Source organism: Ramlibacter montanisoli, from assembly GCF_013087525.1.
In the GTDB taxonomy this organism is placed as follows: domain Bacteria; phylum Pseudomonadota; class Gammaproteobacteria; order Burkholderiales; family Burkholderiaceae_C; genus Ramlibacter; species Ramlibacter montanisoli.
This window is the reverse complement of record NZ_JABFCS010000001.1, coordinates 1,204,606-1,226,468: the sequence shown is the minus strand read 5'-3', so window position 1 is coordinate 1,226,468 and position 21,863 is coordinate 1,204,606. Positions and strand designations below refer to the sequence as shown.

The following is a 21,863-nucleotide window of genomic DNA, read 5'->3' as shown; positions in this document are numbered from 1 at the left end:
ATCGGCCCCGCGGGTGTTGATGGCTTGCCGCCTGCCCCAAAATGGGCGGCATGAGCAACCCCCTCCTCGAATTCAAGGACCTCCCCCTCTTCGACCAGGTGCGCCCGGAGCACGTGGCGCCGGCAATGGACGAACTGCTGGCACAGGCCGACCAGGCGCTGGTGAAGGTCACGCAAGCCGACTTCCCCGCGGACTGGAATGCGATGGCCCGGGTGCTGGACGTGGCCACCGAGCGCCTCAGCCGTTCCTGGGGCATGGTCGGGCACCTGAATGCGGTGGCCGACACGCCCGAGCTGCGCGCGGCCTACAACGAGGCGCTGCCGCGGGTCACCGACTTCTGGACCCGCCTGGGCTCCGACGAGAGGCTGTACGCCAAGTACAAGGCCGTGGATCCGTCCGGGCTGGCTCCGGAGCAACGCCAGGCGCACAAGAACGCGCTGCGCAACTTCACGCTGTCCGGCGCCGAACTGCAGGGCGCGGCCAAGGAGCGCTTCGCGCAGATCCAGGAACGGCAGGCGGAGCTCAGCCAGAAGTTCAGCGAGCACGCGCTCGACGCGACCGATGCCTTCTCCTACTACGCCACCGAGCCTGAACTCGATGGCGTTCCGCCCGACGTCGTGCATGCGGCCCGCGCCGCCGCCGAAGCGGAGGGCAAGGCCGGCTACAAGCTCACGCTCAAGATGCCGAGCTACCTGCCCGTCATGCAGTTCGGCCACAACCGCACGCTGCGCGAGCGCCTCTACCGCGCCTACGTCACGCGCGCCAGCGACCAAGGCGATCCGAAGTTCGACAACACCGGCCTGATCCGGGAGATCCTCGCGCTTCGCCAGGAAGAAGCCAAGCTCCTGGGCTATGCGAACTTCGCCGAGGTCTCGGTGGTGCCCAAGATGGCGGAATCGCCCAAGCAGGTGATCCAGTTCCTGCGCGACCTGGCGCACCGCGCGCGGCCCTACGCACTGAAGGACGTGCAGGACATGCGCAGCTTCGCGGCCGACGAACTCGGCATCGCCGACCCGCAGGCCTGGGACTGGTCGTACATCGCCGAGAAGCTGAAGGAAGCGCGCTATTCCTTCAGCGAGCAGGAGGTCAAGCAGTACTTCACGGCGCCCAAGGCGCTGGCCGGCCTGTTCAAGATCGTCGAGACCCTGTTCGAGGTGGAGATCCGCAAGGACTACGCGCCGGCCTGGAACCCCTGCGTGGAGTTCTACCGCATCGAGCGCGCCGGCGAGCTGGTCGGCCAGTTCTACCTTGATCCTTCGGCGCGCACGGGCAAGCGCGGCGGCGCCTGGATGGACGACGTGCGCGCGCTGGCTGCGCCCGGACGACGGCCGGCTGCAGACACCGATTGCGCACCTGGTGTGCAACTTCGCCGAGGGCGTGGACGGCAAGCCGCCGCTGCTCACCCACGACGACGTGATCACCCTGTTCCACGAGTCCGGCCACGGCCTGCACCACATGCTCACGCGCGTGAACGAGCGCGACGTGTCGGGCATCAGCGGCGTGGAGTGGGACGCGGTCGAACTCCCCAGCCAGTTCATGGAGAACTTCTGCTGGGAATGGGGCGTGCTGAAGCACATGACGGCGCACGTGGACACAGGCGAGCCGCTGCCCCGGAAACTGTTCGACAAGATGCTGGCCGCCAAGAACTTCCAGAGCGGCCTGGCCACCCTGCGCCAGATCGAGTTCGCCCTGTTCGACATGCTGTTGCATTCCGAACACGATCCGGCGGCGGACTTCATGCCCCTGTTGCAGCAGGTCCGCGATGAGGTTTCCGTGCTACACCCGCCCGCCTTCAACCGCATGGCGCATACCTTCAGTCACATCTTCGCGGGCGGTTATGCCGCCGGCTATTACAGTTACAAGTGGGCCGAGGTGCTGAGCGCCGACGCCTACGCCGCATTCGAGGAAACGGCGGGGCAGGACGGGATGCCGAGCGTGCAGACCGGCCGGAAGTACCGCCAGGCCATCCTGGAGGTGTGGGGCAGCCGCCCTGCGATCGAGTCCTTCAAGGCCTTCCGGGGCCGGGAGCCGACGCTGGACGCCTTGTTGCGCCACCAGGGAATGGCCTGACACAATCAGACCGAGATCAGATTGGGGGATCAGAGCATGTCATCAGTCCGTACCGCGGCGCTGGCCGCGTTCGTCGCCTGCGCCGGCTTGTGGGGCGTCGTGGCCAACGCACAGGTGTACCGCATCGTCGGCCCCGATGGAAAGGTGACCTTCTCCGACCGGCCCCCGGTGGACGCCCGCGCGGTGCCGGCGCAGACGGTGCCGATCACGCGCAGCGCCGGCACGGGCACGGCCAGCCTGCCCGCCGAAGTGCGCGCGGCCGCCCAGCGCTTCCCGGTCACGCTGTACACGGGCGCGGACTGCAACCCCTGCCTCTCGGCGCGCAGCTTCCTGCTGTCGCGCGGCGTGCCCTTCACCGAGCGGACCATCATCACGCAGGACGACGTGCAGGCCTTCCAGCGCCTGTCCGGCGGCACCAGCATGCCCTTCGCCACCATCGGCGGCCAGCACATCCGCGGTTTCTCGGACGCCGAATGGGGCCAGTACCTGGACGCCGCGGGTTACCCGAAGACCTCGCAACTGCCTCCGAGCTACCGCAACCCCGACCCGAGCCCGCTGGTGGCCGTGCAGCAGCCGCGTCCGGCCAACGGCCCGGCGGCCGCGGGCACTGCCGCCGCGCGGGCGCCGGCGGCCCAGGCACCGCAGCCTGCCGAGACGGCGCCCAGCGACCCGGGCCCGCAGAACCCCGCCGGCATCCGCTTCTGACGGCCTAGAACTCCAGCGTCTGCACGCCGCCTGCGGTGGCGAGCAGACAGACCTGGGCCTTCTGGTGGGCGAACACGCCCACCGTCACCACGCCCGGCCACTGGTTCACGTCGCTCTCGAAGGCCAGCGGCTCGCGGATCTGCAGTCCGGTCACGTCGAGGATGTGCTGGCCGTTGTCGGTCACCAGCGGCTGGCCGTCCTTCAGGCGGACCTTCGCGGTGCCGCCCATCTTCGCGAACTGGCGCACGATGCGCTGCGTGGCCATGGGGATCACTTCCACCGGAAGCGGAAAGCGCCCCAGCACCTCGACCCGCTTGGAATCGTCGGCGATGCAGACGAAGCGGCGCGACTGCGCGGCCACGATCTTCTCGCGCGTCAGCGCCGCGCCCCCGCCCTTGACCATGTGGCCGCGGCCGTCGATCTCGTCGGCGCCGTCGATGTAGACCGCCAGCTCGCCCACCTCGTTGGCGTCGAACACGCGGATGCCGATGGCGCGCAGCCGCTCGGTGGAGGCGTTGGAGCTGGAGACGGCGCCCGGCACGCGGTCCTTCATGCCGGCCAGCGCCTCGATGAACTTGTTGACCGTGGAGCCGGTGCCGACCCCCACGATTTCACCCGGCACCACGTATTTCAGTGCGGCCTGGCCCACCAGCGTCTTGAGTTCATCCTGCGTCACGCGACAATCCCCGGTTTACGAATCGAAGCCGGAATTATCGGATGTCCCTCCTCCCCTACGGCCTGGCCCGCCCTTTCCTGTTCGGCCTCGACCCCGAGACGGCGCACGAGCTGACGCTCGGGTCGCTGGCCCGCGTGCAGGGCACGCCCCTGCAGTGGGCCTACCGCAATGCCTTCGTGCCGGACCCGATCGCGCTGGCCGGGCTGCAGTTCCCCAACCGGGTCGGCCTGGCCGCCGGGCTGGACAAGAACGCGCGCTGCATCGACGGGCTGGGCGGCATGGGCTTCGGCTTCGTCGAGGTCGGCACCGTCACGCCGAAGCCGCAGCCGGGCAACCCGCGCCCGCGCATGTTCCGGCTGCCGGAAGCCAACGCGCTGATCAACCGGCTGGGCTTCAACAACGACGGGCTGGACGCCTTCATCGCCAACGTGCAGCGCTCCCGCTTCCGCCGGCAGGGGCGCCTGCTGGGACTGAACATCGGCAAGAACGCGGCCACGCCGATCGAGCAGGCGACCTCGGACTACCTCGCCTGCCTGGAAGGGGTGTACCCGCACGCCGACTACGTGACGGTGAACATCTCCAGCCCGAACACCAAGAACCTGCGGGAGCTGCAGGGCGACGCGGCGCTGGACGCCCTGCTCTCGGCGATCGCGGCACGGCGCGGCGAACTGGCCGCGCGCCACGGCCGGCGCGTGCCGCTGTTCGTGAAGATCGCGCCCGACCTCGACCAGGCGCAGGTGGAAGTGATCGCGGCGACCCTGCGCCGCCACGGCATGGACGGCGTGGTCGCCACCAACACCACGATCGCGCGCGACCGGGTGAAGGGCCTGGCGCACGCTGAGGAAGTGGGCGGCCTGAGCGGCGGGCCGCTGCTGGAGGCCAGCAACCGGGTGATCGCGCAGCTGCGCACCGCGCTCGGTGCCGGCTTTCCCATCATCGGCGTGGGCGGCGTGATGAGCGGCGCCGACGCGCTGTCCAAGCTGCAGGCCGGCGCCGACGTGGTGCAGATCTACACCGGCCTGATCTACAAGGGCCCGGGGCTGGTGGACGAGGTCGCCCGCGCCCTCAGGAGCGAATCAGCATTCCGGGGGCGAGCTCCGCGATAGCCAGCGCGCTGGTGAGCCCGGGCGACTCCACGCCGAACAGGTTCAGCAGGCCCGGCACGCCGTGCAGCGCGGGCCCGTCGATGCGGAAGTCGGGCGCCTTCTCGTGCGGGCCATGGATCTTGGGCCGCACGCCGCTGTAGCTCGGGGACAGCGCGCCGTCCGGCAGTTCGGGCCAGTAGCGGCGCACCTCGGCATAGAAGCCATCGGCACGCGCCGGGTCCACGCGGTAGTCGATCTCCTCGGGCGAGTTCACGTCCAGCCACTCGATGTCGGGACCGAACTTGGCCTGCCCGCCCAGGTCCAGCGTGAGGTGCGTGCCCAGGTGCGCATCGGAGGGCGCCGGGTAGACCAGGTGCGAGAACGGCGCGCGGCCGGACAGCGCGTAGTAGTTGCCCTTGGCGAACCACTCGCGCGGCACGAAGCGCGCGTCCAGCCCTTCGAAATTCCGTGCCAGCCCGCAGGCGTGCAGCGAAGCCGCGTTCACCAGCACCTCGCAGGCGAGCTCCGTGCCGTCGGCGAAACGCAGCACGTGGGGTTCGCCCGGACGCGGCGACAAGCTGGCCGACACCGCCTGCGTGCCCAGCGCCACCATCCCGCCGGCCCGTTCCAGGTCGCCCTGCAGCGCCAGCATCAGCCCGTGGCTGTCGACGATGCCCGTCGTCGGTGACAGCAGGGCGGCGATGCAGCGCAGCGCCGGTTCCATCGCCTTCGCGGCCGCCGCGTCCAGGAACTCCGCCGGCACGCCGTTGGCCGCGGCGCGGTCCTGCAGCCCGCGCAGGGCCTGCACCTCGTCCTCGCTGTTGGCGACCGTCAGCTTGCCGCAGCGCCTGTGGTCCACGCCGTGCGAGGCGCACAGCGCATACAGCAGGTCCTTGCCGCGCACGCACAGGCGCGCCTTGAGCGAGCCGGGCGCGTAGTACAGGCCGGCGTGGATCACCTCGCTGTTGCGCGAGCTCACGCCCTGCCCGATGCCGGCCTGCGCCTCGGCGACGATGGTCTCCTGCCCGGCCTGCGCGAGCGCCCGCCCAACCGCGAGGCCGACGACGCCGGCGCCGATCACCACCGCCTGCACGCGCTCCATCAGGCGAGCTTTCGCGGATCCGTTTCCAGCAGCCGCTGCACCAGCAGGCGCAGGTGGCCGCGCAGCTGCTCGAAGCCTGCGTGCGGCTGCAGCGTGGCCTCGTCCATGTACAGCTTGCGATTGAGTTCGACCTGGATGCTGTGCCGGTTGCCGGCCGGATCGCCGTAGCGGCGCACCAGCTCCACGCCCTTGTAGGGGTGGTTGTATTCGACGTCGTAGCCGAAGCCGCGCAGGAACTCGCAGACCATGCGCGACAACGCCGGCGAGGCGGTGCTGCCGTCGCGGTCGCCGATCACGAAGTCGGCGTGCACCAGGCCGGGGAACTCCGTGGCGTTGGCGGCGGCCACCGCCGGCATCGAGTGGCAGTTCAGGTGGATGCTGTAGCCGTGGCGCGCCTGCGCGTTCGCAATCGCTGCGGCCACCGCCTCGTGGTAGGGACGCCAGCAGCGTTCGATGCGCCAGCGCACTTCGTCGGCGGTGAGCTTGCGGTCGTAGATCGGGATGCCTTCGTCGGTGCAGCGCCAGACCAGGCCCTTGCCCAGGCGCACCTTCGACAGCACCACCGGATCGGTCTCCAGCGGGTCGGTCCACTCGTCTTCGAGCAGCGTGACGTCCAGCTCGGTGAGGTTGCGGTTGGCGTCCAGGTAGCTGCGCGGGAACAGGGCCTCGATCCAGGCGACCCCCAGCGCTGGGGCGAAGTCGTAGAGCTTCTCGACGTGGGTGTCCTCGGCGCGCCGCAGCACGTCGAGCTCGCAGGCGGGGCGGAAATCCTCGGGATAGTCCACGCCGCTGTGCGGCGAATCGAGCACCAGGGGCGCGCTGCCCGGAATGATGCGGACGAGCGTTTGCATGCCCGCATTCTCCCCGAGAAACGAAGCCCCGCCGCTTCCTCAGGCTGCTGCGTGTTCCTGCCGCAGCTGCTTGGCCGCCTGCACCATGGCCTCCAGCTTGCCCTGGGCCACCTCGCGCGGCAGGTACTTCATGCCGCAGTCGGGTGCCAGGATCACCTGCTCGGGCTTCACGTGCTCCAGCGCGCGGCGGATGCGGTCGGCCACCACCTGCGGCGTTTCCACCTGCATGTCGTTGAGGTCCAGGCAGCCCACCAGCACCTGCTTGCCGCCCAGCTCGCGCAGCACGCGCGTGTCGAGGTTCGACTGCGCGGTCTCGATCGACACCTGCCGGCACTTGCAGCCGGCCAGCTCCGGCAGGAAGGAGTAGCCGCTGGGCCGTGCGTGGATGACCGCGGCGTAGCCGAAGCAGATGTGCACGCAGGTCGTGCCCTGCACGCCCTCCAGCGCGCGGTTGAGCGCCTGCAGCCCGTACTGGCGCGCCTTCTCGGGCCGCGCCTGCATGTAGGGCTCGTCCACCTGCACCACGTCGGCGCCGGCGGCGAACAGGTCCTGGATCTCCGCGTTGACGGCAGCGGCATAGTCCATGGCCGCCTCTTCCTCGCTCTTGTAGAAATCGTTCTGCGCCTGCTGCAGCATGGTGAATGGGCCCGGCACGGTGATCTTGGTCATGCGCTTCGTGTGGGCCTTGAGGAACTTCAGGTCGTCGACTTCCACCGGCCGCATGCGGCGGATGCGCCCGGTGATGCGGGGCACCGGGTTCGGGTGGCCGGAGCGGTCCAGCGCCGTGCCGGGGTTGTCGAGGTCCACGCCCTCGAGCGCGGTGGCGAAGCGGTTGGAGTAGCTCTCGCGGCGGATCTCGCCGTCGGAGACGATGTCCAGCCCCGCGTCCTCCTGCGCGCGGATCGCCAGCAGCGTGGCGTCGTCCTGCGCCTGCGACAGGTAAGGCTCGGGCAGCCGCCACAGTTCCCGTGCGCGCACGCGTGGGGGAAGCGGCCGGCCAGCTTGGCGCGGTCGATCAGCCATTCGGGCTGCGGGTAGCTGCCGACGATGGTGGTGGGGAACAGCATGCAGTCTCCTCGGGTGGAGCCGGCAATCTGGCACAGCACCTGCGCCCGCGCAATGGGGTTGCGGCTAGTGGACGCGTTCGCGCCGGGCCGCGTAGCCGCCGCCGACACCGAGCAGGGCCGCTGCCGCCCAGAACATCGGCAGCATGCCCAGTGCCGTGCCGAAGGCCCCGAACGCCAGCGGCAGCACCGTCTGCCCCAGGCTGGTGATCGCCGCGCGCAGGCCCACGGCCTCGCCGGTGCGCTCGGGCGGCGCCGTCACGTGCAGCAGGCTCATGACGACCGGCTGGCCGCATCCGAGCACGATACCCAGCGCGAGCGCCAGCGGCAGCATCGTGCCGACCGTCACGCAGAAGGGGAATACGAAGTAGCCCAGGCCCGACAGCGCCAGCGCCGAACCCAGCAGCTTCCACTCCGGCACGCGGCGGGCGATCCACGGCAGCGCCACCCGTACGGACGCGCTGCCCACGCCGAAGGCCCCCGCGACCAGGCCGATGGCGGTGGCGGACAGGCCGCTGCGGGCACCATGCAGCGGGACCAGGAAGGTGAACAGGTCCCAGCCGGCCGAGATCATCGCGCTGACCACCAGCACGGCGCGCAGGGGCGGCAGCCGCAACAGGTCGGTGACGCCGCGCGCGTGCACCGGCGGGGCCGGGGCGCGGCGCGGCATCGCCGGCGCGCGCCACAGCAGCACCCCCGCGAGCACCGGCAGCAGTGCCAGCAGCAGGAACGCCCAGCGGTAGCCGACCCAGTCGATCGCCGCGCCGGCCAGCATCGGTCCCGCCAGCGCCGAGAGCGAGAAGCCGACGGCCATGAAGCCGAAAGCACGCGTGCGGCCCGCCGCGCCGGCGATGTGGCCGATGGCGTTGTTCACGGCCACGTGCCCCAGCATGAAGGAACTGCCCACGACCACGCTGGCCACGGCCAGGCCCGGCAGCGAGGGCAGCAGGGCCGCCGCGAGCTCGCCGGCCACCAGCCCGCAGAGGGCCAGCACCGTGGGCCGCACGTAGCCGGCGCGGTCGACCCAGCGCCCCACGTGCACGGCCACGAAGGTCGGCACCAGCATCAGCAGGCTCATCAGGAGGCCGACGGTCAGCGCAGAGGCTTGCAGGTGCAGAGCCTGCAGCGAGATGGCGAGTCGCGCGCCGCCGAAGCTGGCATGGCCGATGGCCAGCAGCAGGATCAGCCGCAGGGGTGAAGCGGAAGCAGGAATGTGAAGGACGGGACCGCGCCCGCGCATGGGAAGCCGTCGATGTTAACGCCACCGCGCGCGGGGCATCGCCTGCGGACTACACAAGCTTCGTCCCTTTCCACCCGTGGCGCAGGGGATGCGTGGGTAGAGTGAGCCCGCAAGGACACGTACACATGCCCGCTGCCACCCAAGCCAAGAAAAGAAGACTCGGCCTCGCCGTGCTGCTCGCCGCCCTCGTGGCCGCGGGCGCGCTGGTGCCGCTGGCCTACAAGAACCGGCATGCCACCGTGCCGGAGGCGACCGTTGCGACGGCTCCTGCGCCGGAAGCGCCCGCCGCGGAAGAGGCAACGCCGCCGGCGCCCCCGGAACCGAAGTCGTGCCCGCCGAGGAATCCGAGACCGACCGTGGCCCGGCTTCCGCTTCTCCCACCGGCCCGACGCTGTCCTATGCCCGAGCCGCGGGCCTGCACCACACCCCAGACCCGCTGCGCCTGAACTCCAGCGTCGCGCTGCTGGTGAACCAGGACAGCGGCGAGGTGCTGGTGCGCAAGAACGACCAGGCGGTGCTGCCGATCGCATCGCTCACCAAGCTCATGACCGCGCTGGTGGTGGCCGAGGCGAAGCAGCCGATGGACGAAACGCTGACCATCACCGAGGAAGACGTTGACACCGAACGCCACAGCCGTTCGCGCCTGCGGGTGGGCACGACGCTCACGCGCGAGGAAGCGCTGCGGCTGGCCCTGATGTCCAGCGAGAACCGCGCGGCGCATGCCCTCGGCCGCGCCTACCCCGGCGGCCTGGAGAAGATGGTGGCGGCGATGAACGCCAAGGCGGCCCAGCTGGGGATGAAGAACACCGTGTACGTCGATCCTACCGGCCTGTCCAATCGCAACCAGTCCACCGCGCGCGATGTCGCCGTGCTGGTGAGCCACGTGGGCCGCGACGAGCAGCTGGCCCAGTTCTCCACCACGCCTTCGCACGTCGCCGACCTCGGCAAGCGGACGCTGCAGTACAACAATTCCAATCGGCTGGTCCGCAGCCACAGGGCCGGCTGGGACATCGAGGTGCAGAAGACCGGCTACATCGTCGAGGCAGGCCGCTGCCTGACCATGCTGACCAAGGTGGGCGGGCAGAACCTGATCATGGTCCTGCTGGATGCGGACACCAACGGCGCGCGCCTGGCGGACGCGGAACGCATGCGCCGCTGGCTGGTCGCGCAGTGGGGCCTGCCGGACCCCGCGGTGGCCGAAGCGAAGGACGACGACAAGCCCGTGCGCAAGGTGGCCGCTCGCAAGAAGGCGGACGACGAGGACAGGAAGAAGGACAAGGCCGTGGCGAAGAAGGACGGTGGCACGAAGACCGCCGCGGCGAAGAAGGACGGTGGCAAGAAGACCACCGCGGGCAAGAAGGACCGCAGGGACGACGCCGACAAGTCGGAAGTGGCCTCCGCCAAGGGCAAGAAGAAGGATGCGAAGTCCGAGGCTTCCGCCGGCAAGAAGGGTTCCAAGACCCAGCTTGCCGCCGACCGCAAGAAGGACGGCAAGAAGGAAGACACCCGCAAGGACGGCCGCGTGCGCCAGACCTTCGCGTCCGGCAAGGACGAACAGAAGAGTTGAAGGATTTCGCTTAAAGGGACACTCCCGATTCGGGCGCGCCGTCGCGTGCCCGACACTGGCCTGGCTTGAGCGGTTTGCAGCCCGCCAGGAGGAAAGCCAGTGATCCCAGCCAAGACCGCGGCCGCCCACCAGGTCCTCAAGGACCGGTCCATGGCCCTCACGCCGCGCCAGCGCACGGCGCTGATCCTCATCGACGGCAAGCGTGGCCTGCCCGAAGTCCTGCAGTCTGGCGCCACGCCGGATGACATCGAGAGGCTGTTCGAACTGCAGCTCGTCACGAACGCAGTACCTGCCGCGACGGTGAGCCCGCAGCGTCCCGCCCTGGGTGCCCAGGACCGCTATGCCGCTGCCTACCCCATCGCCGCCCGGCTGACCGCCAGCCTGGGCCTGCGCGGGGCGCCCCTGAACATCGCGGTCGAGGCAGCCACCTGCTACGAAGAGCTGGTGGCCGTCTCCGCCCGGATCCGGGACGCCGTGGGTGCCGACCGGTTCGCGCCCCTCGCCACCGCGCTGGGCGAGGGCTAGGACTTCCTGCCGCAGAGCCACCCTCCCCCCCCGTTGTTACGTCCCAAGGGCCGATTCAGGGCCGAATCGGCGGAATTCTGCCTGCCTGAGCTTCGAACTTACCCGCTTCCTACAGGTCCATAAGAGACCTCCTACAAGCGAGTCAGCAGACAGAGACACATGCAGCAGTTCACGAAAGCCACCACCTTCCGCGCCATCTCCACGGTCGCCATCCTCGGCGCCCTTGCGGGCCTGACGAGCCAGATGGTTCCTTCCGTGTCCGGCGCGGCCCGGATCGAAGCCTCCATCGCAGCGCCTGCCGCCGCGAAGGCAACCTCGGCTGCCGCTGCAGTGGCGCGCACCAGCGCCGCCGCGACCGCGACCGCTGCCGCTGCAGTGGCCGCCGTCAGCAAGGCCGCTCCCGCCGCGGCGCCTGCGATCCGCATGGCGACGCCGGTGGCCGCCGCCGCGGTCAAGTTCGCGTCCCAGGAAGCCGTGCGCGCGCAGATCAAGTTCCAGACCGTGCGTTACGCGGGCAAGCCCGTCCAGACGCTGGACGAGGAATCGCGCCTCCTGCTGGCCCAGGCTGCCGCCGAGCGTGCCGGCCTGCACAAGGTGGGCCTGTCCTTCCAGGACGTGTATGGCGTGATCGACGCCGAGACCGACTGGATCCCGCGCACGGGCATGGGACGGAACGGCGTGGAAAGCATCGGCCTCGCGCAGTTCGAGCCGCGCACCGCCCGTGGCCTGGGCCTCAAGGACCCCAACGACCCGGTGCAGGCCGTGTTCGCCGCCGCCGTGAACATGAAGCACGGCGCCGAGTGGGCCGAAGACAAGATCGCGCACCTGAAGCTCAGCCCCGAGGACCGCGCGCAGAAGATCCGCGAAGGCGTGTCGGTGTACTACAACCTGTCCATCAAGGGCCGCAACAAGTGGGATGGCTTCAACACCACCCAGCTGCCGGTCGAGACCCAGCGCCACATCCGCAACGTGCGAGCCGGTGCTGCCGAAGCCTCGCAGCTGGCGCAGCGGTTCGACATCTGAAGCCCCTAGGCGCCGGCGACAACGCCACCTCCGGGTGGCGTTCTTCATGCTGCCGCAGCCCTGCTCGCCGACCCCTTCGCATCGTCGCCGCTGACCGATCCTCGCCGCCGCTCAGGTCACCGGGCGGGGGCGCCAGCATCGGTCAGGTCCGCTCCATGGATCATCCGGGCCAGGCCGGCCTGCGCGGCAGCCGCCTCGCACAAGGCACAGGGTCGCGAGGTCGAATAGAGCACGGCGCCACGGAGCACGTCCGGGCCGACACGCTCGCGGGCATCGCGGATCGCTTCGCGCTCGGCATGGGCATCGAGATCCTGTCGCTGCAGCACGCGGCTGGGTCCCTGGCCGACGATGCGGTCCCCCTGCACGACGACGGCGCCATAGGGCTGGTCGCCCTGACTCAGCGCCAGGCGCCGCATCGCCTCGGCGGCTTCGTACCAGCGCCGCTGGGGCGGCGCGGCGTCGGTGCGAAACCAGGGCGCGGCCAAGCTGGCGGAAAGCACGAGCAGGCGGCGACGGTGCAGGTGCGGGAGGGGCATCGTTGCATGCTGGTGCCGGAAGTGATCGTGGTCAAGCGGGCCTGTTGCAGCCGCATCGCGCCGGGCAATGCTCGGCTGGAAGTTCTGGCTGAACATCTGCTCGTATGATCCCGCCCGAGGGGAGCAAACATTGGACCCAAATCCACAATTGGGACATTCGGCGGTAGGTCATCGCCCCGACATTGACGGCTTACGCGCCCTCGCGGTGTTGCCGATTGTGCTGTTCCATCTGGGAGTCCCAGGCTTTGGTGGCGGTTACGTTGGCGTAGACATCTTTTTCGTGATCTCCGGGTTCTTGATCACGCAGCGCCTCCTCTCCGACTCACACCTTCTGCGCTTCTACGAGCGCCGCGCACGCCGCATCTTGCCGGCTCTCATGGTGGTGCTGGCTGCCACCACCGCGGCTGCATCGGTACTGCTCATGCCACTGGACCTCGCGGCCTATGGTCGTTCCATGATCGCCACGCTCGTCTTCGCCTCCAACTTCCACTTCTGGTCGGAAGTCGGGTACTTTGATGAGCCAGCTGCACTCAAGCCGCTGCTGCACACATGGTCGCTTGGCGTGGAGGAACAGTTCTACATTCTGTTCCCATTGTTCTTGATGTTCGCGATAAAGGCGCGGCGGTCGCTTGTGGTGGTGGGCATGGCGGCGACATTGTCCTTTATCGCCGACGCATGGTTCGTGACCCGATCACCCGCTCTGGCCTTCTATTGGTGTCCATTCCGGGCGTGGGAGCTCATGCTCGGCGCTTGCTTGGCCATGGCGCGACTTCCGGCAGCGCGATCGTGGGAAGCCGCTGCTGGTTTCCTTCTTATCGGCATCGCGGTATTCGGATACTCAGAGGCTACCCCGTTCCCAGGCTTTGCGGCGCTTTTGCCATGTGCCGGCGCTGCGTTGCTGCTGCACGCGGGAGGCATGCAGGCAGCCTCGCCCCTGCGATGGGGTGCGGCCGTCTTCATCGGGCGCATATCGTTTTCGCTGTACTTGTGGCACTGGCCAGTAATCGTCTTCTATCGGTACCTGTGGGGTGAACCTGATGCTGCATCCATCTTTTTACTAGCGGGACTTACTGTGGCCCTGTCAACGTTGACATACATATTTGTGGAGGAGCCTGTTCGAACGCGTCGAAGGGTAAGTTCCATCGCCCGCTTTTCGGTGGTCGCTGGCGCGCTCGGTGTATTAGTCGGCGCGGTAACGTTGGGGGATTGCCCAGTCGTTTCCCGCCGCAAGTCGCTGCCCTTGAAGCAGCGTCGATGGACATGGACCCTGACTTGCAGCATTGCGACAACAGGACTGCCGCGCAAGCCGCAGCCGGGCAACTTTGCCTCATCGGAGAGGTGAGTCAGGCACCGCAGTGGATCCTATGGGGCGACTCGCACGGATTCGCGATGCAGTCAGCGTTTGACGCGGCGCTGCGGCAGTTGGGCCAATCTGCTTTTCTGGCGACCCGTGACGGGTGCGTCCCGTTGCAAGGTGTTCGGCGTCCCGGCCACTACCGCGAGTGCGAACCGTTCGCAATGGCTGTCGCACAACTTGCCGCTTCGCGCGATCTTCGCATCATCCTAGTCGGGTACTGGAGCGGCTACCCGAACGTCACGGACGGACTACCGGGGTCTGCCCAAGAGGTGATCGCTCGCGGTCTTAAGAGGTCTGCCTTTTCACTCGTCGTCGATCCGTTGCCGGGAGCTCTAGTTCTGTGCCACGCATGTTGGCGCAGCGCGCGGCGTATGGGCGCTCAGCGCCTACAACTTACAGTGTCCACGAGTACCTGCGCCACAATGCGGCGTACTTCGCTGCGGTGGAAGGCCGGCCTCGCGTGTCATTGTGGCGGGATCTTTGCTCAGGTGGATCCTGCGCGATTGAGCGCGATGGCAGGCCGCTGTATATGGACGGACACCATCTTGCCCGATCCGCGGTCAGTTTCGCAGTGCCAGCGTTGATTAGCGCACTCCGTGCGGCAACCCCGCGCAAGCCGTCTAGCGCTGGGATCTCCATGCTCTACCCCTTCAAGAACGTGCACGAGCACACGCTGGGCTCATGAACAAATGGAGATGCCCGCGGGCACGAGCCCTTAGAAGTGCCGCTGCGAATCGGTGCGATCAGGGTGTGTGCAGATCACCGCCAAAGCGAGCGTCTCATCCCTCAGGCTCATCCATTCGGCGTTGGTAACGACGCAATGCCCCTACACCTGCCAGGAAACCGGGCAGTTGCCGGAGGGAATAGACCGGACCTTTGGGCGAGCGAATGCACCAGCGATGCTAGAAAGAGAAGCGACCCCTAAGGGTCGCGCAAGTGCCGTGATTTAGATGGTGGGTGATACATGGATCGAACATGTGACCCCTGCCGTGTGAAGGCAGTGCTCTACCGCTGAGCTAATCACCCGTCCCCTGTCGGGAAGCCCGCAATTATGCCACAGGCAAAATGGGGATCTGACGCCAGACTGTCTTGCCGCCGGAGGCCTTGTCCAACTGCTTGAGGACCTCCTCGTGGGCGGCCGCCTCCTGGTCGTTCGCCAGCAGCACGGGCAGCGTGAACTGGCGCAGGTCCACCCGCGTGAGGATCGCCCCGACCGCGTGCGCATCCGCCTCGTCGATCAGCAGCGCGTCCTGGCCGCGCGTGAGGTTGATGTAGACGTCCGCCAGCAGTTCCGCGTCCAGCAGCGCGCCGTGCAGCGTGCGCCCCGAGTTGTCCACGCCCAGGCGGTCGCACAGCGCGTCCAGGCTGTTGCGCTTGCCGGGATACATCTCCTTGGCCATCGCCAGCGTGTCCGTCACCTTGGCCACGTGCCCCGGGAAGGGCCGGCGGCCCAGCAGGTCGAGTTCCTTGTTCAGGAAGCCGATGTCGAAGGCGGCGTTGTGGATGATGATCTCGGCGCCGGCGACGTACTCCATCAGTTCGTCGGCGATCGCGCCGAACTTGGGCTTGTCGCGCAGGAACTCGTTGCTGATGCCGTGGACCTTCAGCGCGTCCTCGTGCGAGTCGCGCTCCGGGTTCAGGTACCAGTGCTTGTTGTTGCCGGTGAGCTTGCGCGCGACCAGCTCCACGCAGCCGATCTCGATGATCCGGTCTCCCGCTTCTGCGGACAAACCCGTGGTTTCGGTGTCGAGGACGATCTGGCGCATCGGCCGGATTATGCTTGAGCGCATGTTCGACCTGACCGACAAGATCGCCCTCGTCACCGGGGGCAACGGCGGCATCGGCCTCGGGATGGCACGGGGGATCGGGCAGGCCGGCGCCACCGTGATCATCGTCGGCCGCAACGCGGAAAAATCCGCAGCGGCGTTGCGCGAACTGCAGTCGCTGGGGATCCGCGCGGAGGCGCTGGCCTGCGACGTGGCGCAGGAGCGGGAAGTGCAGCGCCTGTTCGCGGACGTGCAGGCACGGCATGGCCGCCTCGACATCCTGGTCAACAACGCGGGCAGCACCATCCGCAAGCCGCCGCAGGACTTCAGCCTGGACGACTGGAACCGGGTCATGGACGTGAACCTGACCAGCGCCTTCCTCTGCGCCCGCGCCGCCTTCCCGCTGATGAAGGCGGCCGGCAGCGGCAAGATCATCAACATCGGTTCGATCCTCTCGACCTTCGGGGCGCCCTATGCGCCAGCCTATTGCGCCAGCAAGGGCGGCATCGTGCAGCTGACGAAATCGCTCGCCCTCGCGTGGGCCGGTGACGGCATCCAGGTGAATGCAGTGCTCCCCGGCTGGATCGACACGGAACTGACCGTCGGCGCACGCAACCAGGTGTCGGGCCTGAACGAGCGCGTGCTGGCCCGCACGCCGGCGGGGCGCTGGGGCACGCCGCAGGACCTGGCGGGCATCGCGGTGTTCCTGTCGAGTGGGGCGAGCGCGTTCGTGACGGGGGCCGCGATTCCGGTGGACGGCGGCTACTCGGCGGCCTGAGCGGGGGAACGCCTTGGGTCCCCGCCTCCGCGGGGATGACGGGAATGCAGTTGTCCCATCAAATGTCCCATTGACAGGACAATAGAACGGTTCGACCATGCGCGCCATGGCGGACGCCCTGCCCCTGCCCAAGTACCACCAGGTCTACCTCGTGCTGCGCGAGCAGTTGCACGAGGGCCGCTTCGCCGGGGGCCTGCCCGGTGAACTCGCGCTGATGCGGCAGTTCGGGGTGGCGCGCGTGACGGTGCGCCGCGCGCTGCAGGAGCTGGCGGGCGAGGGGCTGATCGCGCGCGAGCGGGGACGCGGCACGCGGCCGGTGGCCCCGGCCGCCGTGGACGCGCAGCGGCCCCGGGCCGCCCAGCCGCGCACCAAGACCACGCGCCTCACCGGCCTGCTGGAAAACCTGGTCAGCACCAGCCTGAACACCACCGTGCGCGTGATCGAAGTCAGCGTGGTCGGTGCCACCACCGAGGTCGCGCAGGCCCTGCAGGTCGCCCCCGGAGACCCGGTGCAGAAAGCCGTGCGCGTGCGCTCCACCAGCGAAGGACCGCTGTCGCACATCACCACCTGGGTTCCGGGCGAGCTCGCCCGCAGCTTCGGCAAGCGTGAGCTGGCGAAGAAGCCGATCCTGGTGCTGCTGGAGGAATCCGGCGTGCGCGTGGGCGGCGCCCGCCAGACCATCTCCGCCCGCCTGGCCGACGGCCAGGTCGCCGCCCACCTGGGCGTGGCCGTCGGTTCGGCCCTGCTGGCGGTGCGCCGCCTGATCCACGACGAACTGGGCCGGCCTGTGCAGTGGCTGCACGGCCTGTACCGGCCGGATCGCTACGAATACCAGATGCAGCTGTCCCGCGTCGGCGACATAGCCGCCAAGGTGTGGGTCAGCAGCGAGTTGTCCGCGCAGTTCCACTGAAGAAAACCCAGGAGAACGAACGATGAGTGCACCCTGTCGAACCGCCGCCGCTTCATCGCCCACGCGGGCGCCGCCGCCTCGGCCCTGGCCTTCCCGCTGGTGGGCGGCGCGCAGCCGCGCGCCATCCGCGTCGGCGTGCTGCACCCGGTGACGGGTGCGCTGGCCTATTCCGGGCAGCAATGCCGCGAAGGCGCGCTGATGGCCATCGAGGACATCAACAAGGCCGGCGGCATCCGCTCGCTGGGCGGCGCGAAGCTCGAGGCGCTGCTGGGCGACGCGCAGTCCACGCCGGCGGCGGGCACGGCGGAAATCGAGAAGATGAACGAGGCCGGCGTCAGTGCGGTGGTCGGCGCCTATGCCTCGGCGATCTGCCTGGCGACCACGCAGGCCGCCGCCAAGTACAACCTGCCGCACGTGGTGGACGTCGGCGTGGCCGACCAGATCGTCGAGCGCGGCCTGAAGAACACCTTCCGCTTCTCGCCCGGCTACAAGAAGTGCGCCGACATCGCGCTGGCCAACCTGCACGTGCTGAACACCGCGGCGGGCAAGCCGGCCAAGACGGTGATGATCATCCACGAGGAATCGCTGTTCGGCACCGGCACGGCCAACCTGCTGGCGCGCGAACTGCCCGGCTACGGCTACGAGGTCAAGGAAGTCGTCAAGCACGCCAACCCGACGCGCGACTTCAACAACATCGTGCTGCGGATGAAGGCGCTGAACCCGGACATCGTCATCCCGGCCAACTACTACAACGAGTACGCGCTGCTGGTGCGCACCATGCAGCAGCAGAAGGTGACGCCCAAGGCGATCTACTCGGTGCTGGGCGGCGCGGCCTCCAGCTACAAGTTCGTCAAGGAATTCCCGCAGGCGGCCGACGGCATCATCGACTGCAACCACTGGTTCAACCCCAGGGACAAGCGCAGCTTCGACCTGAAGAAGCGCACCGAGGCCAAGAACATCTTCTACAGCTACGAGGTGTTCCTGACCTATACGGCGACGCGCCTGCTGGCCGACGCGCTGGAACGCGCCAAGTCCACGGACCGCGCCGCGATCATCAACGCGCTGGAGACCAGCACTTTCTCGGACCACTTCCTCCCCTACGGCCCGACCAAGTTCGTGAACGGCCAGAACACCGGCGCGCAGCCGCTGATGACGCAGGTCTCGGGCAACGACATCAAGGTGATCGTGCCGCGCGAGTACCGGCAGGCCGAGCCGGTCTTCCCGCTCAAGGCCTGAGCTCGCACTCCCGGGACGCGGCATGTTCGACTTCGGCATCCTGTTCCCGGCGGTCCTGAACGGCCTGACCACCGGCGCGGTGTACGCGCTGGTGGCGCTAGGCCTGACGCTGATCTACGGCGTTCTGCACATCATCAATTTCGCCCACGGCGCGGCGCTGATGATGGCGCTGTACGGCGTCTATTTCCTCAAGCAGGCCTTCGGCCTCGATCCCTACCTGGCGCTGCTGCCCATGGGGGCCGTGATGTTCGTGGCCGGCTACGCGCTGCAGCGCTGCATCGTCAACCGCGCCAGCCACGGCCGCGACGAGAACATCCTGCTGGTGACGCTGGGCCTGGCGATCGTGCTGGAGAACATCGCCCTGCTCGCCTTCAAGTCGGACACGCGCACGATCGAGACGCCCTACACGCTGGCGACGGTGGCGATCGGCCCAGCGATGATTTCGGTGACCAAGCTGGTGGCTTTCGGGGGCGCGCTGGTGACCTCCGCGGTGCTGCTGTGGATCGTGCGCCGGACCGACCTGGGCCGCGCCATCCGCGCGGTGGCGCGCGAGAAGCACGGCGCGCGGCTGGTCGGCATCGACGTGGACCACGTCTACGCCATGAGCTTCGGCATCGGCCTGGCCTGCCTGGGGGCGGCCGCCTGCTTCCTGCTGCCCGCGTACTACGTGAATCCGCAGGTGGGCAACGGCTTCGTGCTGGTGGCCTTCACCATCGTCGTCCTGGGCGGCATGGGGAGCTTCGCCGGCGCCTTGCTGGGCGGGCTGCTGATCGGCGTGGTGGAGTCGCTCGGGGGCCTGTGGTTCGGCGAATCGCTGGGGCAGATCGGCATCTTCCTGTTGTTCATCGCCGTGCTGCTGTTCCGGCCGCAGGGCCTGTTCGGGGCCAAGGCATGAGCACGCTCTCCCCGAGGCGCGACCTGCTGCAGATCGCCGTCTTCGTGCTGGCGGTGGCGGTGCTGGCGGCGACTTCGCGCTCAGGAGTCGTCCTGAACTTCACCATGATGGCCCTCTACGGCTGCCTGATGGCGCAGTCCTGGAACCTGCTGGGGGGCTACGGCGGGCAGTTCTCCTTTGGCCACGCCCTGTTCTTCGGCACCGGCGCGTACGTGCAGGCGATCGCACAGCTTGCAGGGCGGGATCAATCCCTGGCCGGCGCTGGTGCTGGCGGTCGTGGCCGCTGCCCTCGTCGGCCTGTTCTTCGGCGCCCTGTCCTTCCGCTACGGCCTCAAGGGCTCCTACTTCGCGCTGGTGACGCTGGCCTTCGCGGAGGTGTTCCGCATCCTGTCGCTGTCGGTGCCCTTCACGGGAGCCGGCGTCGGCCTGATGGTGCCGCTGCGCGAAGGCGCGGCCAACATGCAGTTCGGCGACCGGCGCGGCTATGTCTGGCTGGTGCTGGGGCTGGTGACGCTGGGCCTGCTGGCCACCACCTGGCTGCGCCACTCGCGCTTCGGCGCCTGGCTGCAGGCGGTGCGCGACAACGAGGATGCCGCACGGGCCATCGGCGTCGACCCCTTCCGCGTCAAGCTCGGCGCCATCGGCCTGTCGGGCGCCTTCATGGGCGCGGCCGGCGCCTTCTACGTGCAGGTCTTCCAATACATCGACCCGGGCATCGCCTACGGGCCGCACACCTCGGTGGAGGCGCTGGTGGCCGCGATCGTGGGCGGGCTGGGAACGCTGTGGGGCCCGGTGCTGGGCGCGCTGGCGCTGCACCTGCTGGCCGAGCTCACGCGCGGCCTGTTCGGCGCCCTGCCCGGCATCAACATGATCATCTACGGCGCGGTGCTGATCGCCATCGTGATGTTCGCGCCGCGCGGCGTGCTGGGCATCGGCCTGTCGGTGCGCAGGCTCTGGACACGCAACCCGCCGGTTGCCGCGCCCGAACCGCGGGAGGCCCACGGTGGCTGAGCCGCTGCTGCGCCTGGACGGCGTCTCCAAGTCCTTCGGCGGCCTGGCCGCGGTGCAGTCCGTGTCGCTGGACGTGGCGGCCGGCAGCCTGAGCGCGCTGATCGGGCCCAACGGCGCCGGCAAGACCACGCTGTTCGCGCTGATGGCCGGCTTCCTGAAGCCCGACGCCGGCCGCATCGCCTTCGACGGCACCGACATCACCGGCCAGCCGCCGCACCTGAACGCGCGGCGCGGCATGACGCGCACCTTCCAGATCGTGCAGCCCTTCGCGGCGCAGACCGTGCGCGAGAACATCGCGGTCGGTGCCCACCTGCATTGCGCGGGACGCAGCGATGCGCTCGCCCAGGCCGAGGCCGTGGCGCGGCGGGTGGGTCTGTTTGCGCAGCTGGACCAGCCCGCCGGCGAACTCACCGTCGCCGGCCGCAAGCGGCTGGAGCTGGCGCGCACCCTGGCGACACGGCCGCGCCTGCTGCTGCTGGACGAAGTTCTGGCCGGCCTGAACCCCCAGGAGGTGGCCGAGATGGTCCCCGTGGTGCGCGACATCGCCGCCGGCGGTGTCACGGTGCTGATGATCGAGCACGTGATGCAGGCCGTGATGCACCTGGCCTCGCACGTGTGGGTGCTGGCGCAGGGGCAGCTGATCGCTTCGGGCACGCCCGGCGAAGTGACGCGCGATCCGCGCGTGATCGAAGCCTACCTGGGGCACGGCACCGCCGAACGCCTCGGCCGCATCGCGAAAGCGGAGGCCGCATGAGTCAAACGCTGCTTTCCGTGCGGGGACTGCGCAGCGGCTACGGCGCGGTCGAAGTGCTGCGCGGCGTCGACCTGGACGTGGGCGCCGGCGAGATCGTCGCCCTGCTGGGAAGCAACGGCGCCGGCAAGAGCACCTTCAACCAGACCGTCAGCGCACTGCTGCCGGCGCGCGCGGGCAGCGTGCGCTTCGACGGGCGCGACATCACGCGCGCCCACTACCGCGACGTGGTGGCGGCGGGACTGATCCACGTGCCGGAAGGCCGGCGCATCTTCCCCAACCTGTCGGTGCTGGAGAACCTGGAACTGGGTTCCTTCACGCGCGCGCGCGCCAACCGGGCCGCCAATCTGGAGCGCGTGTTCGGGATCTTCCCGCGCCTGAAGGAACGCGTCACGCAGCTGGCCGGCACCATGAGCGGCGGCGAGCAGCAGATGCTGGCGATCGGCCGCGGCCTGATGGGCGAGCCGCGCCTGCTGATCCTGGACGAGCCTTCGCTGGGACTCTCGCCGCTGCTGGTGGAGGAACTGTTCGGCCTGGTCGGCCGCCTGCATGCGCAGGGCCTCGCCATCCTCCTCGTGGAACAGAACGTCGCCCAGTCGCTGGAGATCGCGCAGCGCGCCTACGTGATGGAGAACGGCGCGATCCAGTTCTCCGGCACGGCCGCCGAACTGCTGGCAACCGATCGCCTGCGGCAGGCCTACCTCGGTGTCTGAAA

Annotated in this window: 19 protein-coding genes, 1 tRNA gene and 3 pseudogenes; 15 read left to right on the top strand and 8 right to left on the bottom strand. The window is 68.9% G+C overall.

The features are described 5' to 3' along the window. The first annotated feature begins 50 nt into the window (after positions 1-50). Positions 51-2,070: pseudogene (locus HK415_RS06315) on the top strand (M3 family metallopeptidase). A 36-nt stretch (positions 2,071-2,106) separates the two neighbouring features. Then, positions 2,107-2,775, top strand: coding sequence for a glutaredoxin domain-containing protein (locus tag HK415_RS06310; protein WP_171557427.1), 669 nt, complete (start codon positions 2,107-2,109; stop codon positions 2,773-2,775). A gap of 4 nt (positions 2,776-2,779) precedes the next feature. Here the strand turns inward: HK415_RS06310 and rpiA are convergent, their stop codons facing one another. Then, positions 2,780-3,451 (bottom strand): ribose-5-phosphate isomerase RpiA, encoded by a 672-nt coding sequence (gene rpiA, locus HK415_RS06305; protein WP_171557425.1) that lies wholly within the window; start codon positions 3,449-3,451, stop codon positions 2,780-2,782. Positions 3,452-3,492: 41 nt separating this feature from the next. Here rpiA and HK415_RS06300 point away from each other — a divergent pair, with 41 nt between their 5' ends. After that, positions 3,493-4,557, top strand: coding sequence for a quinone-dependent dihydroorotate dehydrogenase (locus tag HK415_RS06300; RefSeq protein ID WP_171557423.1), 1,065 nt, complete (start codon positions 3,493-3,495; stop codon positions 4,555-4,557). Here the strand turns inward: HK415_RS06300 and HK415_RS06295 are convergent. From HK415_RS06295 to HK415_RS06280, 4 genes are all read right to left on the bottom strand, one after another. After that, positions 4,517-5,638 carry an NAD(P)/FAD-dependent oxidoreductase gene (locus tag HK415_RS06295; RefSeq protein WP_171557422.1) on the bottom strand — a complete coding sequence of 374 codons (1,122 nt, stop codon included), beginning with the start codon at positions 5,636-5,638 and terminating at the stop codon, positions 4,517-4,519. The two genes, HK415_RS06300 and HK415_RS06295, sit on opposite strands and share 41 nt — an antisense overlap. Then, the gene (locus HK415_RS06290; RefSeq protein ID WP_171557421.1) at positions 5,638-6,489 is read right to left on the bottom strand and encodes an N-formylglutamate amidohydrolase; all 852 of its coding nucleotides are present in this window, start codon (positions 6,487-6,489) and stop codon (positions 5,638-5,640) included. Before HK415_RS06290 ends, HK415_RS06295 begins: the two co-directional genes overlap by 1 nt. 39 nt (positions 6,490-6,528) lie before the next feature. After that, positions 6,529-7,467 carry a uroporphyrinogen decarboxylase family protein gene (locus tag HK415_RS06285; RefSeq protein ID WP_216369745.1) on the bottom strand — a complete coding sequence of 313 codons (939 nt, stop codon included), beginning with the start codon at positions 7,465-7,467 and terminating at the stop codon, positions 6,529-6,531. A 153-nt stretch (positions 7,468-7,620) separates the two neighbouring features. Next, positions 7,621-8,793, bottom strand: coding sequence for an MFS transporter (locus HK415_RS06280; RefSeq protein ID WP_171557420.1), 1,173 nt, complete (start codon positions 8,791-8,793; stop codon positions 7,621-7,623). 328 nt (positions 8,794-9,121) lie between these two features. Here HK415_RS06280 and HK415_RS26885 point away from each other — a divergent pair, with 328 nt between their 5' ends. The 3 genes from HK415_RS26885 to HK415_RS06265 all read left to right on the top strand — a co-directional run bounded on the left by HK415_RS26885 (position 9,122) and on the right by HK415_RS06265 (position 11,908). Continuing rightward, entirely contained in the window at positions 9,122-10,360 is a 1,239-nt protein-coding gene (locus HK415_RS26885; RefSeq protein WP_171557418.1) for a D-alanyl-D-alanine carboxypeptidase family protein, read from the top strand. A gap of 99 nt (positions 10,361-10,459) precedes the next feature. Further along, on the top strand, positions 10,460-10,885 hold the full coding sequence (locus tag HK415_RS06270; protein WP_171557416.1) for a hypothetical protein: 426 nt from the start codon (positions 10,460-10,462) through the stop codon (positions 10,883-10,885). 159 nt (positions 10,886-11,044) lie between these two features. Beyond that, positions 11,045-11,908: a lysozyme family protein gene (locus HK415_RS06265; RefSeq protein ID WP_171557414.1), complete on the top strand. Its 864-nt coding sequence runs from the start codon at positions 11,045-11,047 to the stop codon at positions 11,906-11,908. A gap of 116 nt (positions 11,909-12,024) precedes the next feature. Here HK415_RS06265 and HK415_RS06260 read toward each other — a convergent pair whose 3' ends face one another. Further along, positions 12,025-12,540: a deaminase gene (locus HK415_RS06260; protein ID WP_253261787.1), complete on the bottom strand. Its 516-nt coding sequence runs from the start codon at positions 12,538-12,540 to the stop codon at positions 12,025-12,027. Between HK415_RS06260 and HK415_RS06255 the strand changes: the two genes are divergently transcribed. Both HK415_RS06255 and HK415_RS27515 read left to right on the top strand, forming a co-directional pair. After that, on the top strand, positions 12,512-13,786 hold the full coding sequence (locus HK415_RS06255) for an acyltransferase family protein (protein WP_171557411.1): 1,275 nt from the start codon (positions 12,512-12,514) through the stop codon (positions 13,784-13,786). The two genes, HK415_RS06260 and HK415_RS06255, sit on opposite strands and share 29 nt — an antisense overlap. Next, a pseudogene (locus HK415_RS27515) lies at positions 13,699-14,486 on the top strand (SGNH hydrolase domain-containing protein). The gene HK415_RS06255 and the pseudogene HK415_RS27515 overlap by 88 nt, the downstream one beginning before the upstream one ends. 266 nt (positions 14,487-14,752) lie before the next feature. On the opposite strand, the gene HK415_RS06250 reads toward HK415_RS27515, so the two are convergent. Beyond that, positions 14,753-14,827: transfer RNA gene (locus HK415_RS06250), tRNA-Val, on the bottom strand. A gap of 23 nt (positions 14,828-14,850) precedes the next feature. After that, positions 14,851-15,567, bottom strand: a complete 717-nt coding sequence (gene dnaQ / locus HK415_RS06245; protein WP_171557409.1) for a DNA polymerase III subunit epsilon — start codon at positions 15,565-15,567, stop codon at positions 14,851-14,853. A 22-nt stretch (positions 15,568-15,589) separates the two neighbouring features. On the opposite strand from dnaQ, the gene HK415_RS06240 reads away from it, so the two are divergent. The 7 genes and pseudogenes from HK415_RS06240 to HK415_RS06210 all read left to right on the top strand — a co-directional run bounded on the left by HK415_RS06240 (position 15,590) and on the right by HK415_RS06210 (position 21,861). Further along, positions 15,590-16,345: an SDR family NAD(P)-dependent oxidoreductase gene (locus HK415_RS06240; RefSeq protein ID WP_171557406.1), complete on the top strand. Its 756-nt coding sequence runs from the start codon at positions 15,590-15,592 to the stop codon at positions 16,343-16,345. Positions 16,346-16,451: 106 nt separating this feature from the next. Continuing rightward, complete coding sequence (locus HK415_RS06235) at positions 16,452-17,255, top strand: GntR family transcriptional regulator (protein ID WP_171563203.1); 804 nt, start codon at positions 16,452-16,454, stop codon at positions 17,253-17,255. A gap of 33 nt (positions 17,256-17,288) precedes the next feature. Next, a complete protein-coding gene (locus HK415_RS06230) occupies positions 17,289-18,491 on the top strand; it encodes an ABC transporter substrate-binding protein (RefSeq protein WP_171563201.1) in 1,203 nt (400 codons plus the stop codon). Positions 18,492-18,513: 22 nt separating this feature from the next. Further along, positions 18,514-19,386, top strand: coding sequence for a branched-chain amino acid ABC transporter permease (locus HK415_RS06225; RefSeq protein ID WP_171557403.1), 873 nt, complete (start codon positions 18,514-18,516; stop codon positions 19,384-19,386). Then, positions 19,383-20,397, top strand: a pseudogene (locus tag HK415_RS06220) (branched-chain amino acid ABC transporter permease). Before HK415_RS06225 ends, HK415_RS06220 begins: the two are co-directional and overlap by 4 nt. Next, entirely contained in the window at positions 20,390-21,151 is a 762-nt protein-coding gene (locus HK415_RS06215; protein WP_171557401.1) for an ABC transporter ATP-binding protein, read from the top strand. Before HK415_RS06220 ends, HK415_RS06215 begins: the two are co-directional and overlap by 8 nt. Continuing rightward, complete coding sequence (locus tag HK415_RS06210; RefSeq protein ID WP_171557398.1) at positions 21,148-21,861, top strand: ABC transporter ATP-binding protein; 714 nt, start codon at positions 21,148-21,150, stop codon at positions 21,859-21,861. Before HK415_RS06215 ends, HK415_RS06210 begins: the two co-directional genes overlap by 4 nt. Positions 21,862-21,863: the final 2 nt, after the last annotated feature.